Origin of the sequence: Nonomuraea typhae (assembly GCF_009760925.1) — a bacterium.
Classification (GTDB): domain Bacteria; phylum Actinomycetota; class Actinomycetes; order Streptosporangiales; family Streptosporangiaceae; genus Nonomuraea; species Nonomuraea typhae.
Window position 1 is genome coordinate 233447 of the sequence record NZ_VRLV01000010.1, and the last position, 14073, is coordinate 247519.

At 72.0% G+C, this 14073-nt stretch carries 16 protein-coding genes and 1 riboswitch; of the genes, 6 read left to right on the top strand and 10 right to left on the bottom strand.

Annotated elements, in window-relative coordinates:
• The first annotated feature begins 1 nt into the window (after nucleotide 1).
• Genes FVE25_RS34175 through FVE25_RS34185 form a run of 3 tightly spaced genes read left to right on the top strand, consistent with a single transcriptional unit; the run spans nucleotide 2 to nucleotide 1518 of the window.
• Nucleotides 2-700 (top strand): MarR family transcriptional regulator, encoded by a 699-nt coding sequence (locus FVE25_RS34175; RefSeq protein WP_157251273.1) that lies wholly within the window; start codon nucleotides 2-4, stop codon nucleotides 698-700.
• Complete coding sequence (locus FVE25_RS34180; protein ID WP_246267829.1) at nucleotides 697-1128, top strand: roadblock/LC7 domain-containing protein; 432 nt, start codon at nucleotides 697-699, stop codon at nucleotides 1126-1128. Before FVE25_RS34175 ends, FVE25_RS34180 begins: the two co-directional genes overlap by 4 nt.
• 18 nt (nucleotides 1129-1146) lie before the next feature.
• Nucleotides 1147-1518, top strand: a complete 372-nt coding sequence (locus FVE25_RS34185) for a hypothetical protein (RefSeq protein ID WP_157251274.1) — start codon at nucleotides 1147-1149, stop codon at nucleotides 1516-1518.
• A 47-nt stretch (nucleotides 1519-1565) separates the two neighbouring features.
• On the opposite strand, the gene FVE25_RS34190 is transcribed toward FVE25_RS34185, so the two are convergent.
• The 8 genes from FVE25_RS34190 to FVE25_RS34220 form a co-directional block, all read right to left on the bottom strand.
• Entirely contained in the window at nucleotides 1566-2414 is an 849-nt protein-coding gene (locus FVE25_RS34190) for an alpha/beta fold hydrolase (protein ID WP_219825746.1), read from the bottom strand.
• 106 nt (nucleotides 2415-2520) lie between these two features.
• Nucleotides 2521-3369 carry an RlpA-like double-psi beta-barrel domain-containing protein gene (locus FVE25_RS55550; protein WP_246267831.1) on the bottom strand — a complete coding sequence of 283 codons (849 nt, stop codon included), beginning with the start codon at nucleotides 3367-3369 and terminating at the stop codon, nucleotides 2521-2523.
• A gap of 188 nt (nucleotides 3370-3557) precedes the next feature.
• Nucleotides 3558-3695: riboswitch (cyclic di-AMP (ydaO/yuaA leader) on the bottom strand.
• 165 nt (nucleotides 3696-3860) lie between these two features.
• Nucleotides 3861-4061, bottom strand: coding sequence for a DUF5302 domain-containing protein (locus FVE25_RS34200; RefSeq protein WP_157251276.1), 201 nt, complete (start codon nucleotides 4059-4061; stop codon nucleotides 3861-3863).
• A gap of 70 nt (nucleotides 4062-4131) precedes the next feature.
• Nucleotides 4132-4986: an aldo/keto reductase gene (locus FVE25_RS34205; protein ID WP_157251277.1), complete on the bottom strand. Its 855-nt coding sequence runs from the start codon at nucleotides 4984-4986 to the stop codon at nucleotides 4132-4134.
• A gap of 23 nt (nucleotides 4987-5009) precedes the next feature.
• A complete protein-coding gene (locus FVE25_RS34210) occupies nucleotides 5010-5759 on the bottom strand; it encodes a class I SAM-dependent methyltransferase family protein (protein ID WP_181019795.1) in 750 nt (249 codons plus the stop codon).
• A complete protein-coding gene (locus tag FVE25_RS54015; RefSeq protein WP_219825747.1) occupies nucleotides 5756-6322 on the bottom strand; it encodes a lysophospholipid acyltransferase family protein in 567 nt (188 codons plus the stop codon). Before FVE25_RS54015 ends, FVE25_RS34210 begins: the two co-directional genes overlap by 4 nt.
• Entirely contained in the window at nucleotides 6319-7110 is a 792-nt protein-coding gene (locus FVE25_RS34215) for a phosphatidate cytidylyltransferase (protein WP_157251279.1), read from the bottom strand. The genes FVE25_RS54015 and FVE25_RS34215 overlap by 4 nt, the downstream gene beginning before the upstream one ends.
• Complete coding sequence (locus tag FVE25_RS34220; RefSeq protein WP_157251280.1) at nucleotides 7107-7688, bottom strand: CDP-alcohol phosphatidyltransferase family protein; 582 nt, start codon at nucleotides 7686-7688, stop codon at nucleotides 7107-7109. The genes FVE25_RS34215 and FVE25_RS34220 overlap by 4 nt, the downstream gene beginning before the upstream one ends.
• A gap of 199 nt (nucleotides 7689-7887) precedes the next feature.
• Between FVE25_RS34220 and FVE25_RS34225 the strand changes: the two genes are divergently transcribed.
• The gene (locus tag FVE25_RS34225) at nucleotides 7888-8886 is read left to right on the top strand and encodes a rod shape-determining protein (RefSeq protein ID WP_157251282.1); all 999 of its coding nucleotides are present in this window, start codon (nucleotides 7888-7890) and stop codon (nucleotides 8884-8886) included.
• On the opposite strand, the gene FVE25_RS56885 is transcribed toward FVE25_RS34225, so the two are convergent.
• On the bottom strand, nucleotides 8873-9535 hold the full coding sequence (locus FVE25_RS56885; RefSeq protein WP_157251284.1) for a CDGSH iron-sulfur domain-containing protein: 663 nt from the start codon (nucleotides 9533-9535) through the stop codon (nucleotides 8873-8875). The two genes, FVE25_RS34225 and FVE25_RS56885, sit on opposite strands and share 14 nt — an antisense overlap.
• A gap of 43 nt (nucleotides 9536-9578) precedes the next feature.
• On the opposite strand from FVE25_RS56885, the gene FVE25_RS34235 reads away from it, so the two are divergent.
• Nucleotides 9579-11639 (top strand): AfsR/SARP family transcriptional regulator, encoded by a 2061-nt coding sequence (locus FVE25_RS34235; protein ID WP_157251286.1) that lies wholly within the window; start codon nucleotides 9579-9581, stop codon nucleotides 11637-11639.
• Between the two features lie 99 nt (nucleotides 11640-11738).
• Nucleotides 11739-12617: an alpha/beta fold hydrolase gene (locus FVE25_RS34240; protein ID WP_157251288.1), complete on the top strand. Its 879-nt coding sequence runs from the start codon at nucleotides 11739-11741 to the stop codon at nucleotides 12615-12617.
• A 1-nt stretch (nucleotide 12618) separates the two neighbouring features.
• Here the strand turns inward: FVE25_RS34240 and FVE25_RS34245 are convergent, their stop codons facing one another.
• Entirely contained in the window at nucleotides 12619-13815 is a 1197-nt protein-coding gene (locus FVE25_RS34245) for a DUF3089 domain-containing protein (protein WP_157251289.1), read from the bottom strand.
• Between the last annotated feature and the right edge of the window lie 258 nt (nucleotides 13816-14073).

Below are 14073 nucleotides of genomic sequence, written 5' to 3' on the forward strand. Positions count from 1 at the left end.
CGTGACCGCCGTCTACACCCTGCTCGCCGGCCTGGCCAGAGAACGGGCCACCGGCTCCGTCAGCGTGAGTCACACCGGCAAGGTCTACCTGCGCGACGGCCGGGTCACCCACCTGGAGAGCCCGCGGGCCCCCTCGGTCGAGCGCCTGCTCACGGCCAGGGCGCGGCCCGCGGGCTACACCCGGGCCGAGCTGCAGTTCTGCGTGGTCGGCGCGGTGCTCGACGCCGCCTACTTCGTGCTGCCGGCCGAGCTACCGGTGGACCGGCCCAAGTTCCGCCCCGGTGAACGCCCGCCGCTGGATGCCCGGCTGGAGTTCGAACCGGCCTGGCTGGTCCGCGAATGCGCGCGAAGGAGAGCTCAGTTGGCGCAGATCTGGCCGTCGGCCGACCTGGACGAAGCCCCCGTGACCCCGGCCGCCCGGCTGCCCGGCCACCGGGTCACGCTGAGCCGCCTGGAGTGGGAGATCCTCGTCAGCGCCGACCGGGTGGCCACCCCCGCCGACCTGGCCGACCGCCTGGGCCAGCCGGCCTACACGGTGCTGCTGGCGGTACGCCGCATGGCCGCGGCCGGGCTGCTGGTGGCGCCGCTGACACCACGCCGCCGGGGACGCGGGCTGGATCGGGCCGTGCCGCCGGCCGTACCGATGAGTGATCCGACCATCCTGGCCGCGGTGAAGAAGGCGCTGGAGGACCTGGCGTGAGGCTCGCGGCGTTCATGAAAACCGCGCTCAAGAAGACAGGAAGGAGGCCGTCCATGGAGATGTGCGAGCAGATGCTCCACGAGATGGTCACACTGCGAGAACGCGCACCCGAGGTGAGCGGCAGCGTCGCCTGCACCGTGGACGGACTGCGCATCGCCTGCGACCTGGCCGGGGACCGGGCCGACCAGACCGCCGCGCTCTCGGCCGCGCTGCTCTCGCTGAGCCGGCGCATGGCCGACATCGCGGGCAAGGGCGCGATGGAGGAGACGCTGGTGTCGGCCAGCGCCGGATTCGCCGCCCTTTATCCCGCGGGCCCCACCATCGTCCTCACCGTCGTGGCCGAGCCGGGGACCAACCTCGGCCTGCTCCGGCTGGAGGGGCGCAAGACGGCGGCCGCGCTGGCCGCCATCGCAACGCGAAATCCCTGAGAACACAGGAGGTACGGCATGGCCGGCATCGACGTCTCCCTCAAGGAGATGATGACCGTCGACGGCGCCATCGGCGCGGCGGTGGTCGACTACGGCAGCGGCATGGCCCTCGGCGCGCTCGGCAGCTCCAAGGACCTCGACCTGCAGGTCGCCGCCGCGGGCAACACCGAGGTGGTCAAGGCCAAGATGCGCACCATGGACTCGCTCGGCCTCAAGGACGCCATCGAGGACATCCTCATCACGCTCGGCTCTCAGTACCACATCATCCGCCCGATCAGCGGGCGCGGCGGCAAGGGGCTCTTCCTCTACCTCGCGCTCGACCGGAACCGGGCCAACCTGGCTCTCGCCCGCCACCAGCTCCGCGGCGTGGAGGAGAAGCTGGAGGTCTGAGCACGCCTCGCGCGGCCGCCGTGGGGGGACGGCCGCGCGATGCGGGGTCACCCTGCCGTGTGCTTGGTGATCTCGTCGACGATCCGCGGCCACAGCGGCCTGGGCAGGTCGTGTCCCATGCCGGGGAAGGTGACCAGCCGCGCCCCGGGGACGGCCGCCGCGGTGGCCCGTCCCGCGGCCACGGGGATGAGCGCGTCGTCCTCGCCGTGCAGGACGAGCGTGGGTACGGCCAGCCCCGCCAGCCGTTCCGTGCGGTCGCCCGAGGTGAGGATGGCGGCCAGTTGCCGCGCGGTGCCGCCGGGGTCGAAGGCGCGGTCGTAGGCCAGCCCGGCGACGCGCGAGATCCGCTCGGTGTCCATGGGGAAGCCGGGCGAGCCGATCACCGCCCAGGTGCGCAGGGCCGCCGCGATGGCGGCGTCCCGGTCGGCGGGCGGCTCGCCGAACAGCGTCGCGCTCGCCTCCGGGGTCGGGGGCGCGACGTGCGGTCCCGGCGTGGACATGATCGAGGTGAGCGTGCGCACCCGCTCGGGGTGGTCGAGCGCGAGCTGCTGGGCGACCATCCCGCCCATGGACGCGCCGGCGACGTGCGCGGCGGGCCAGCCGAGCGCGTCGAGCAGCCCGGCCGTGTCCGCCGCGAGGTCCGCCAGCAGGTACGGCGAAGCGGGCGACCCGAATTCGGGTACGCCCGCCTCGTGCAGGTGCGTGGACTGCCCGGCGTCCCGGTTGTCGAACCTGACGACGTGGTGGCCCTGCTCGGCGAGGAGCTCGCAGAACTCCTCGTCCCAGTGGATGAGCTGGGCGCCGAGGCCCATGATGAGCAGGAGGGGCCGCCCATCGGGTGAGCCGAAGCTGTCGTAGGCGATCTCGATGCCGTTGACGGTCGCGCGCGTGGTCACGAGAAATAGAATCACATTCTAATCTCGCGCCGTAAAGAGCGGATTTGTCAGGCGCCGGCCTGGCTTCAGGGTCGGAAGCTCAGGCTGCGGCGCTTGACGGGCCGGCTCAGCGCTTGGTGGCGCGGCGCAGGCGGACGCGGCCGAGGAACAGGCCGCCGCCGAGCAGTGCCAGGCCGCCGACGACGGCGATGGCGCCGGCGCCGTTCGACTGCGGCTCGCGGGTGGTGACGGCCGCGGCCAGCTCTGCCTCGGGAGCCTTGCCCGGCTGGGGCTTGGCGGGCGCCTGCTCGGCGGTCTTCTCCGGCGCCTTCTCGGCGACCAGGGCGGGCGCCTGCTTCGGCTCGGCCTTCTTCTCGGCCTTCTCGATCTTCTCCTCGGCGGTCACGACCGGGGCCTTGGCCGGGTTGCGGTCCTTGCGGCCCCAGGCGCCGGTGGCGAAGGCGACCGGGTGGTTCTTCTTGCCCACGCCCGGGCCCCACTTGGTGATGACGTAGTCCACCTTGATGTGGCCCTCGCCGCCGATGCCGTTGACGGTCAGCGAGCTGGCGTTGAACTTGCCGCCGGTCAGCGCGGCGAAGGTCTTGGCGTCGAGGTCGAGCATGACGCCGCGGTTCGACGGCGTGCCGGGGCCGCGGTCGCCGACGAAGAACGGCTCCTTCTTGCCCTTGTAGACGACGTAGCCCTCGGTGAACAGGGGCCAGCTCGGGCTGGCGGCCAGGCCCTTCTGCATGGGCTTGCCGCTGGCGGGAAGACCCGTGTCGCCGTTACGGCCGGAGGCGTCGTCCCAGTAGTAGGAGGCGGTGGTGGAGCCCTTGAGGAGGGGCTGCTTCTCCAGGAACTTTTCGGTGAAGTCGTTGTCCGCGTGTGCGGTCCCGCCGGTGCCGAGGGTGACCGCGCCGATGACGGCGGCGGAGGCGAGCAGGGTGAAAGAGCGCATGCCAAAGCGGGCAGACATAAAGCAGAGAAATCCTTCGTGCGGGGACGGGGAATTGGGCGCTCGTCAAACACGCGTAGCCGGGCAGAATGCCGAACGGACGCTACGCGGGAGCGCCAGGGAAAGCCTGGGGAAGGGGGCCGCTGATCAGTAAGCGGCGGGTGACACTACGCGGACTGGGGGTTGGTCGCGGTGGTGCATGAAAAGATCGGTCCTCTCCATCACGCCTACCGGGTTAGCTGACGGGTTCGGGCGTGGAGATGCCCTACCGACCAGTGGTCGGATTCACCCCAAAGGAACGTTGGTTCCCCGGTTCCCGCCGGAGCGGGATTCGGCGCCAGCCGGCCGCCTCTTCCTTGTGAAGGGCCAGGTCACCGGCTAGTAACTTCCAAGGACTGTAAGCGCCCTTCCCGGCAAAAGCAAAACAATCCCCATGAAAATCGCGAAGATCTACCTAAGAAGGTCAAGAAAAAGGGGGGTACGGCCGTGCCGTACCCCCCTGAAATGCCGCGTCAGCCGCCGCTCTTGCGCCGGAATGAACGCTTGCTGGCGGCAGGGCCGTGCGCGCCGTGGATCTTTGACTGATCCGTGCCCCTGCCACCCGCACCCGAGTCGGCATGCTGGTTGCGCTTACGCTCCAGGGCCTCCCGGAACTTGCGCTTCATCTCGTCCTCGGGAGTTTCGCTGACTTCCGGCTCCGGTGATTCCGCCATGAGGACCTCCTGGTGTTGGGGACAGTCCCAGCTTCGCACGACGGCTGTCCCTACGCGAAACCGGGCGCGATCAGCCAAGGCGGGCAAGCTCCTCGGCGGTGAGGTCGAGCTCGGCCGCCGCCAGCGAGTCGAGGATGGTTTCCGGACGGCTCGAACCCGGGATCGGGATCATCACCGGGCTCCTGGCCAGTTCCCACGCCAGGCACACGCGCTGCGGGGAGACGCCGCGCTCGCGCGCCACCTCGCCGAAGGCGGCGTGCCGCTCCCCCAGCGCGCCGACGTTGCTCATCCCGCCGAGCGGCTCCCACGGCAGGAACGCCACCCCCATCTCCGCGCAGACGTCCACCTCCGGCTCGCTGCTGCGAAAGCGCGGCGAGTACTGGTTCTGCACGCTCGCCAGCCGCCCGCCGAGCACCTCGCCGGCCAGCCTGATCTGCGCCGGATCGGCGTTGGAGACGCCCGCCATCCGGATCTTCCCCTCGTCGAGCAGGTCGCGCAGCGCGCCGATCGACTCCTCGTACGGCACCGCCGGATCCGGCCGGTGATGCTGGTACAGCCCGATGGCCTCGACACCCAGCGCCTTCAGCGACCGCTCGCAGGCCCGTTTGAGGTAGTCGGGGCGGCCGTCGACCTCCCACCGCCCGCCGGGCCTGGTGTGCCCGCCCTTGGTGGCCACGAGCACCGCGCCGGCGTCGCCGCCCCAGCTGGCCAGCGCCTTGGCCACGATGCGCTCGTTGTGCCCGACCTGCGCCTCCGTCGGGGTGTAGGCGTCGGCGGTGTCGATCAGGGTGATCCCCGCGTCCAGGGCGGCGTGGATCGTCCTGATCGACTGGGCCTCGTCCGGCATGTGACCCGCCACCGACATCGGCATCGCGCCGAGGCCGATCGCACTGACACTCATCTGACCGATCAGTCGTGTCTGCATGGGTCCATGGTCATACATGCGGACTACGGCGTCGCGGTGGTGACCGTGAACAAGCCGATCTTCTCCCGCCTGCTGACCACGTCGCCGTATCCGGCCGTCTTCGCCCAGGTGTGCAGCTGTTCGGCCGCCCGGCACTTCATCACCCACAACCGCCCGTCCCGGTTGGGCAGCACGTTGGCGATGAACTCCAGCTGCGGGTGACGGGTCTGCGTGGTGAAGATCAGCACGCCGTCGGGGGCGAGCAGGTCGCGCAGCCTGGCCAGCGACTTCTTGATCGTCTCGTCGTCCAGGATCAGCTCGTACAGGCCGGAGACCACGATGATGTCGGCCGGGCTGCCCAGCGGCTCGGGGTCGAAGGCGTCGCCGCGCTCGTAGCGGACGTTGGCCAGCCCCCGCTGGGCCGCCAGCCGCCGGCCCAGGCGCAGGCCGTCCTCGGCCAGGTCACGGCAGACCACCTCGACCTCCGGCTGCTCCTTGGCCACGTCCTGCAGGTACCGCCCTGGCCCCGCGGCCACGTCCAGGATCAGCGCCCGCCCGGCGCGGGCGGACACCTCGTCCCGGATGATCTCGCGGAGCAGGTCGCGGCGGGCGCGGATGGCCCGCCAGCCGACGGAGTTGAGGTAGATCCGGTCAAGGGGCCAGCCGTGGGCCTTGTTGACGTAGACGTAGTCGAGCATCGTGCCGCTGTCGAAGCCGTGGCGGTATCCGATGCGGATGCCCCGGCTCGTCCGGCCAAGGGTGCGCATGAGGAGCCGCATGAGTGCCCATTTCACGATATTTCCCCTTTTGAGAGTTGTCGGTGCGCCGCCTCCAGATCGTTGACAGGCGGCAAGAAGCTCACGGTCACCAGGGCCCTGCGCAGCCGGCCGTGCACGGGCAACACCCGATCGGTCCCCTCCAGCAGCACCGGCACGATCGGCACCCCGGCCGCCTCGGCCAGCCGCGCCGCCCCACGGTGAAAGGCGCCCACCCGGCCGTCGCGCGACCGCGTGCCCTCCGGGTAGACGACCAGGACGCGGCCCTGCTCCAGCAGGTGTACGGCTGCCGCCAGGTCCGCGGAACCGCCGCCGCCCCGCCGTACCGGGAAGCCGGAGACCAGCGTCCGGCAGACGAGCGCCCGCGCCCGGTTGGCGAACCAGTAGTCGGCGGCGGCCGCCACGGACGGCCGCAACCGGGCGGGCAGCGCGGCCAGCAGGGCGGCGGTGTCGGCGTGCGAGCAGTGGTTGGCCACCACCACGCACGCCCCGTCCGGCAGCCGTCCCCGCACCGCCAGCCCGCCGCTGCACGCGAACGCCGTCCGCCAGAGCCGCCTGCGCAGCCGTGCCCCCGCGCTCACGCGAACACCACCACGACGGCCAGCGCGACGAGCAGGGAGTCCACGCGGTCCAGCAGGCCGCCGAACCCCGGCAGCCAGCCGCCCGCGTCCTTGACCCCCGCGCCGCGCTTGAGCATCGACTCCAGCAGGTCGCCGAGCGGGGCGCCGGCCACGACGGCCAGCGCGGTGACCGGGGTGAGCGCGCCCAGCAGCATGAGTACGGCCAGGCCACCGGCCGCACCGCCGGCCACGCCGCCCCACGTCTTCGCCGGGGACAGCCGGGACAGCGCCGGGCCGCCGATCAGCCTGCCGCCGCACCAGGCGCAGACGTCCGCGAGCGCGACGGCCAGGCAGAGGGCGAACGCCGTGGCCGGCGGCATCGTGACCAGCCCCGTCAGGGGGGCCAGCCAGAGCACGCCGAACACGCCGTAGGCGGCCCGCCTGCCCCCATCCTCGGCGTCGCCGCCGATCACCGGCGCCAGCGCCACGGCCAGCAGCGCCACCGGGACCGCCTGGACCGCGGGCAGGAACGGCATGAAGGGCAGGGCGGCCGCGGCTCCGGCCAGGATCACGGTCTCGGGCGGGCGGAGCCGTACCAGACGGGCGTACTCCCCGGCGCACACCAGGCCGATGAGGGCGGCCAGGGCGGCCGCGCCGTACGAGCCCGCCAGGAGCGCGAGCGTCACCACCGGGGCGGCGACCGCCCAGGTCAGCCAGCGCTGGATCAGCTCGCGCCGCTGCGAGGCCCACACCGCCAGACCGCTCACGCCCAGGGCCCCGGCCAGGTAGGGGGCGGTGTCCAGGATCATCGGGGCGCCTCGAGCTCGTTGTGGACGCGCGCCAGCCGTACCAGGGCGGTGAGGGCGGAGGCGGCGGCGAGAAGGACGAGCCAGCCGGCCCAGCCCGTGAACGCGAAGACCACCAGCAGGACGCAGCGCTCGGTCTTGCCCATCGGACCACCCTGCGGACGCCGCGCCCCCGCGGCGGCACCCGCCAGGGCGACCCAGGACGGCAGCGTGGCGGCCAGCGCGGCGGTCGCCACCAGCGCGGGCGGCGCCAGCGCGAGGCAACCGGCGAGGACGGCCAGTTCGGCCACGCGGTCGCCGAGTTCGTTCACCACCGAGCCGAAGCGGGTGGCGCGGCCGCTCTCACGGGCGACGCCGCCGTCGAGGTTGGCGCAGGCCAGCCGGGCGGCCAGGAGAAGCGCGACGGCCAGGGCCGCGACCGGGCCCGGGGTGAGGGTGGCGAGGACGGCTCCGGCCGCTGCGGCGAAGGCGACACCCGCGGCGGTGACGACCCAGGGACGGACGTCATGGGCGACGAGGAGGGCGCGTACGCCACCCAGCCGGGCGGCGTACCAGGGCTTGAGTGCGTAGAGGCCGTTCATGGGACCAGGGTCCGGCCGGCGGGCTGCCTGACACATGGGGCATTAAGCGCATTTCCCGCTAAGTACCTCTACTCATCTGCCCACCCGCCCGAATCCCCGCCCGATCCGGGGCCAACGGGATCCAAAGGGTCTCTTGAGGTTGTGGTGAAAGTTCCTAGGACATGACGACCCATATGAGGCAACGACTGATTGACCCGATATGAACCCCATGTGTGTCCTGGGCAAGGATCTGGCGCTGGACCTGGGGGCGGCCAGTACGCAGATCTACGTCAGAAAACGCGGCATCGTCATCAACGAGCCCTCGCTGGTCCTGCGCAGCGGCGCCACCGGCCGGGTGGTCGGGTTCGGCGCGGAAACCCCGAAGTCACCCGACCCGATCGCGATCCGGCCCGTGCGCCGCGGCGTGCCCGCCGACCAGGACCTGACCACCCGCCTGATCCGGCACTTCCTCCGCAAGGTGCACGGCCACCCGTTCTCCCGGCCGCGCATGGTGATCGCGCTGCCCGCCGACACCACGGGCCGGGCCGGGAGCCTGCTGCGTGACATGGCGTTCGAGGCCGAGGCGCGGCAGGTGTACCTGGTGCATCACGGCCTGGCCGCCGCCCTCGGGGTGGGTCTGCCGGTGCGGGAGGCCACCGGGAACATGATCATCGACATCGGCTGCGACACCACCAGGATCGCCGTGGTGTCGTGCGGCGCCGTGGTGTGCGCGGCCACCGTCCAGGCGGGCTGCGGCGACGTCAACCGGGCCATCGCCGCCCGGGTCAACCGCGAGCTCAACGTGCACCTGGGCGAGCAGGCCATCGAACAGGCCAAGCGCCGCATCGGCTCGGCCTGGAGACCCGCCAACCAATCCGCCACCCTCTACGGCGGTGACGACAGCGGCCGGATCGGCGCGGTCACGATCACCGCCGCCGAGATCTACGAGGCCGTCCGGCAACCGGTCATGATGATCGTGCGGGCGGCCGCGCAGATCCTCGAACGCTGCCCGCCCGAGCTCGCCACCGACGTGGCCGACCGGGGCGCGGTGCTGACGGGCGGCGGCGCGCTCATGCGCGGCCTGGCCCGCCGGATCCGCCTGGAGCTCGGCATCCCCGTCCAGCGCGCGGACCGCCCGGTCGAGGCGGTCGCCCTGGGCCTCGGCCGCTGCGTGGACGACCTCAGCCTCACCCGCAAAGAACTCGTCACTCGTCCCTGAACCCGATCGCCGCGTGGCTGCCGTCGCAGAACGGCTTGTTGCGCGAAGCCCCGCACCGGCACAGCGTGACCCGGTTGCGCACCTCGTAGTCAGTCCCGTCGGCAGCCGTGACGGCGATGCCACCACGCACCCATATCGGCCCCGACACCCCCTGGACCGGATCCTCGACCAGCCCGATCGACGGCGGCAGGTCCGGTTCCAGCGGGGTGCGCGCGGCCAGGTCCCAGGCCACCAGCCGTCCAGAAGGACAGTTGCCCGCCTCCTGCCGCACCGCGCTCCCCTGCCCGTCCATCTCCACGAGCGACCAGACCTGCCCGTCCGCATCACAGAACCTCGCGAACGCACACAAGGCCGGCGCATCCGTGAGCGTGACCTCGGGCCCGTCCTGCTCCCCCGCCTGCATCAGGTACGGCTCGCGCGAGGCCACCTCGGTCCCGTCGAACCCCACGCGCTCATGACTGCCGTCGCAGTACGGCTTGCTCCCCGACCGCCCGCAGCGGCACAACCGGTACGTCTCCTTGGCCGGATACTCCGCCCCCTGCTCCCAGCGCACCGACTGACCCTGGCCGTCGGCCCCGATGCTCTGCTTGGCCAAGGGCACCGACCCGGTGACCTCGTACGGCCCGTCCTCCGTGACCTGGATGTGCATGATCGACACTTTGCTACAGAACGTGACCGCTTAGGCTCAAAGCATGCACGACACGCTGCGCATCTCCCTGCTCGGCCCGGTCCGCGCCCACCGTGGCCAGACCGAGCTCGACCTGGGCTCCCCCAAGCAGCGCCTGCTGCTGGCCGCGCTGACGTTGGCCGCCGGCCGCACGCTCGGCCGCGACCAGCTCATCGACGTGCTGTGGGAAGACAACCCACCGGCTACCGCCCGTAACGTCCTGCGCACCTACGCCTCCCGCCTGCGCGCCGCCCTGGGCCCGGACACGATCTTGTCAGTGGGCTCCGGATACCGCCTGGCCCCCGTAGCGACCGACATAGCCGACTTCGCCCACCTGCACTCCACCGGCCGCCCCGCAGAAGCCCTGGCCCTGTGGAGGGGCGAGGCACTGAGCGGCCTGCCCGGCGCCTACGCCGCCGCCCAGCGCGCCGCCCTGGAGGAGCAGCGCCTGGACGTCCTGGAACGCCGCCTGACCACGGACGTGTCATCCGGCCTGGAGGTCACCGCCGAACTGACCGCCCTCGTCGCCATCCATCCCCTGCGCGAACGCCTGCGCGGCCTCCTGATGCGCGCCCTGTACCGCTCCGGCCGCCAGTCCGACGCGATCCAGGTGTTCACCGACACCCGCCGCATCCTGGACGAGGAACTGGGCGTCGAGCCGTCAGCCGAACTGAGCGACCTGTACCAGCAGGTCATCACCGGCGCCCTCCCCAGCGGTACGGCGGAGCCGCGCCCAGCCCAGCTACCGGGCGACATCCCCGACTTCACCGGCCGGACCACAACTGTGAACCACCTCCGGGCACTCCTCCAGAAGGCACCCCGGTCCGACGGGCCCGTGATCGTGGCGGTGTCCGGGCTCGGCGGGGTTGGCAAGACCACGCTGGCCGTGCGCGTGGCGCACCTGGTCACAGGGGCGTACCCGGACGGGCAGCTCCACGTGGACCTGCGAGGTGCCGGTGGCGAACCGGTTGGGCCGGGGCCGGTGCTTGAGCGGTTCCTGGGCGCCCTTGGTGCTGGGCGGATCCCGGTGGGCCTCGACGAGCGGGCTGCCCTGCTCAGGACGCTTACCGTGGATCGGCGGGTGTTGTTCCTGCTGGACAACGCGGCTGCCGCGGCCCAAGTGCGGCCGCTGCTGCCCTCCGGTGGAGGCTGCGCGGTGCTGGTCACCAGCCGGACCCGGCTCACCGACGTGGCCGGAGCCGTGCACGTGGACCTCGATGTGCTGCCCGAAGGCGAGGCGGTGGAGCTGTTCACGAGGATCGCCCGGGTTCCGGGCGACGCTCTGGTGGCACGGGTGGTGCGAGAGTGCGGGCACCTGCCGCTGGCCGTACGGGTCGCGGCCGCCCGGTTGGCCGCGCGGCCCCGGTGGAGCGTCGTGGATCTTCTGGACCGGCTTTCCGATGAGCGCCGCCGGTTGGCGGAGCTTCAGGTGGGCGATCTGGGGGTGGAGGCGTCGTTCGCGCTGAGCTATGAGCAGCTGCCGGCGCCCCTGGCCAGGGCGTTCCGGCGGCTGGCCGTACCCGATAGTGCGGAGCTGACGGTGGAGTTGGCAGCCGCGGTGCTTGGTGACGGGCGAGAGGTCACGCAGGTCCGGGCCGAGCGGGTGTGTGAGGAGTTGGTTGACCTCAGCCTTCTGGAGACGCCCGGGCCCGGGCGGTATCGCTTTCACGATCTTCTGCGGGCCTTCGCGCTCCAGCGCACCGGCGAGGAGGAGCGCAGGGCCGCTCTCGGGCCTGTGCAGGACAGGTGGCTGGCGGGGATCGCCGACGCGGCCGTGCGGGCCGCGGACGATCCGGAGGCGCGTGAGCTCCTGCTGGCCGAGGCGTCCTGCCTGGCTGCGATGGATCAGCGGTACCAGGGCTCGCCCGACCCCGATCTGACGGTCGGCAGCACGCTGGTCGTGGCGCGTGCCCTGGCCCTGGTCGGGGCGCTTGATCCGCCCGAGGGCGACCCGTTCGGCCCTGCCGACCCGCACCTCGCCTACGCCCGTGGCCTGCTGGCCCTGGGGCTCTGGGAGAAGGGCGCCCACGAGATCGTGCGCGGTAAGGCCGCTCTGGAGAGCGCGCTGGCCGCGCTCGGGCGGTGAAGGCGGGCAAAGCGGACGGGAGCCAGGCGGTGAAGGCGGCACGAAAGTGTTGACGGCCGGTTCCATTGTTTTTCAACACACCCGCCGCACAGTGACCCCATGACGAAAATCGACGGCTTCGACTACCACCGCATCCCCGTGGACGGCGACATCGCGCTCAACGTCGCGACAGGCGGCGCCGGTGCGCCGATCGTGCTGTTGCACGGATTCCCGCAGACCCACCTCATCTGGCGCCACGTGGCCGCGGACCTGGCGGCCGATCACCAGGTGATCGTGCCCGACCTGCGCGGGTACGGCGCCAGCGACAAGCCCGCCGACCTGGACGGCCAGACGTACTCCAAGCGCCGCATGGCCCAGGACGTGGTCAATCTCGCCCGGGCGCTGGGACACGACCGGTTCGCGCTGGCCGGGCATGACCGGGGCGGGCTCGTGGCCTTCCGGGCGGGGCTGGATCATCCGGAGGCGGTCACCCATCTGGCGCCGATCGACATGCTGCCCACCGCCGACATGTGGGAGGTGATGAACGGCGTCGCCGGGGTGATCGGCTTCCACCTCTACCTGATGGCCCAGCCGCCGGGACTGCCTGAGCGGCTGATCGGGGCGGCGCCGGAGGCGTTCTTCGGGTACTTCCTCGACGCCTGGACGCGGGATCCGGCGGCGATCCCGGCCGACGTGCGCGCGGCCTATCTCAGTGCGTCGCGGGAGGCGGTGACCTCGATCGTGGCGGACTACCGGGCCAGTGCGGGGGTGGATCGGGAGCACGATCTGGCCGATCGCGCGGCGGGGAGGCGGTTGCGGATGCCGGTGACCGTACTGCAGCAGGACTGGAGTTCTGTGGTGCCGTACGACGGGGTCGCGCTGTGGGGGGCGTGGGCCGCCGACCTCGAGCATCAGACGATCACCACCGGGCATTTCGTGGCCGAGGAGGACCCGGGCCTCGTGGCCGGGGCGCTGCGGGCCCTCCTCGAGCGTGGGTGAGCTACCTGGCGCTCCATGCGGCGGCCTGGGCGCCCACGAGGTCGGCCAGGCCCCCGTCCACGTTGTAGTCGAGCACGTGGAGGCCGAGCGCGGAGTTGGAGGGGCGGATGCTGCCGAGGTCGTCCACCTGGAGCCAGTCCATCCGGCCCTTGCTGGTCTGCGTCTGGGCGCAGCGGCCGGAGGCCATGTCGGCGTAGGCGGCGAATCCGGTCGGGTGGCTGGTCGGGGTGAAGTTCAGGAGCAGGTCGAGTGAGCCGGCGGGGGCCAGCAGGTTGCCTCTGAGCAGCTTCTTCGTGGGCATGTAGGGGCGGAAGGGCGTGGTGGCGTCCCGCGGGCCGCCGGTCAGGACGGCGGCCGGGTTCACACAGAGCACGCGGTGTTGCGGGTCCGGGGCGCGGCCGAAGGCGGCCGTTTCGGCGTGTGCGGGGGCGAGGTCGGCGGAGTTGTAGGCGACGACGCAGCCGACCGGGATCGGGGTCGCCGCGGTGGGGCGCTCGCAGGCGGGCAGGTGCTGGAACGTCGAGACGGGGTCGGCGCCGCCGCCCGCCGGGGCGTCCAGGGGTACCCGGACCTCGGCGCCGACGATGTAGCCGGCGACCAGGCTGCGGGTGGCCTCCGCCTTGCCGTCGAACTCCTCCTGTAGCAGGCGGGCGAGGTGGAAGGCGCCCTGGGAGTGCCCGAGTATGACCACGCCGCGCCGCTTGCCGGTGACGGGGTCGATGTTGTCGTTCTCCCAGTACTGCCCGAACGCCTGCTTCAGGTCCTGGTAGGCGGTTTCGAAGTGGGGCGGGATGATCTGGCCCAGGAGGTAGCCGGTGAGCGCGACCTGCCGGTACAGCGGGACGAACAGCCGGCAGTGCGGGGCCAGGCGGCTGACCTGGGTGAGGGTGACGGCGATTTCGCTCTCGCGGGCGACCGGCGGGTTGGCGCCGATCAGCAGCAGCGGGTTGGCCAGCAGGTTGACGGTCGGGTAGGCGTAGAAGCAGTCCACCTTGGGGGAGGCGGGCGGGGTGAGGGGCTCGTTCGAGGTGCTGCCGTCGGGCTGGATCACGGTGGCGTCGAGGCCGACGGTGTGGCCGTCCTTGTAGCGGCCGGTGATGACGGGGCCGACCGGGTTCCCGTTGGCGTCCTGGCCGCAGGCGTTGCCCGACATCCCGGGCCGGCACATCCACACGGGCTCGGCCAGAGGCCACGTCAACAGGTCCGCCTCAGCCTCGGCCTCAGAAGCCCCAGAAGCCCCAGACGCCTCGGAAGCCCCAGACGCCTCGGATGCCTCGGATGCCGGCGCCTCGGATGGCGAAGAGGCCGACGTCTCAGCGCCTGACGCCGCACCGGAGGCCGCGCCGGCCGGAAGGGCCGCGGCCAGAAGGGTGGCGGCGATGAGTAAGGCTGCCGACGTCACACGTCCGCGCATGTGCTCCTCCAAAACCTACCGACTGATTGGTAGCCTCACCGT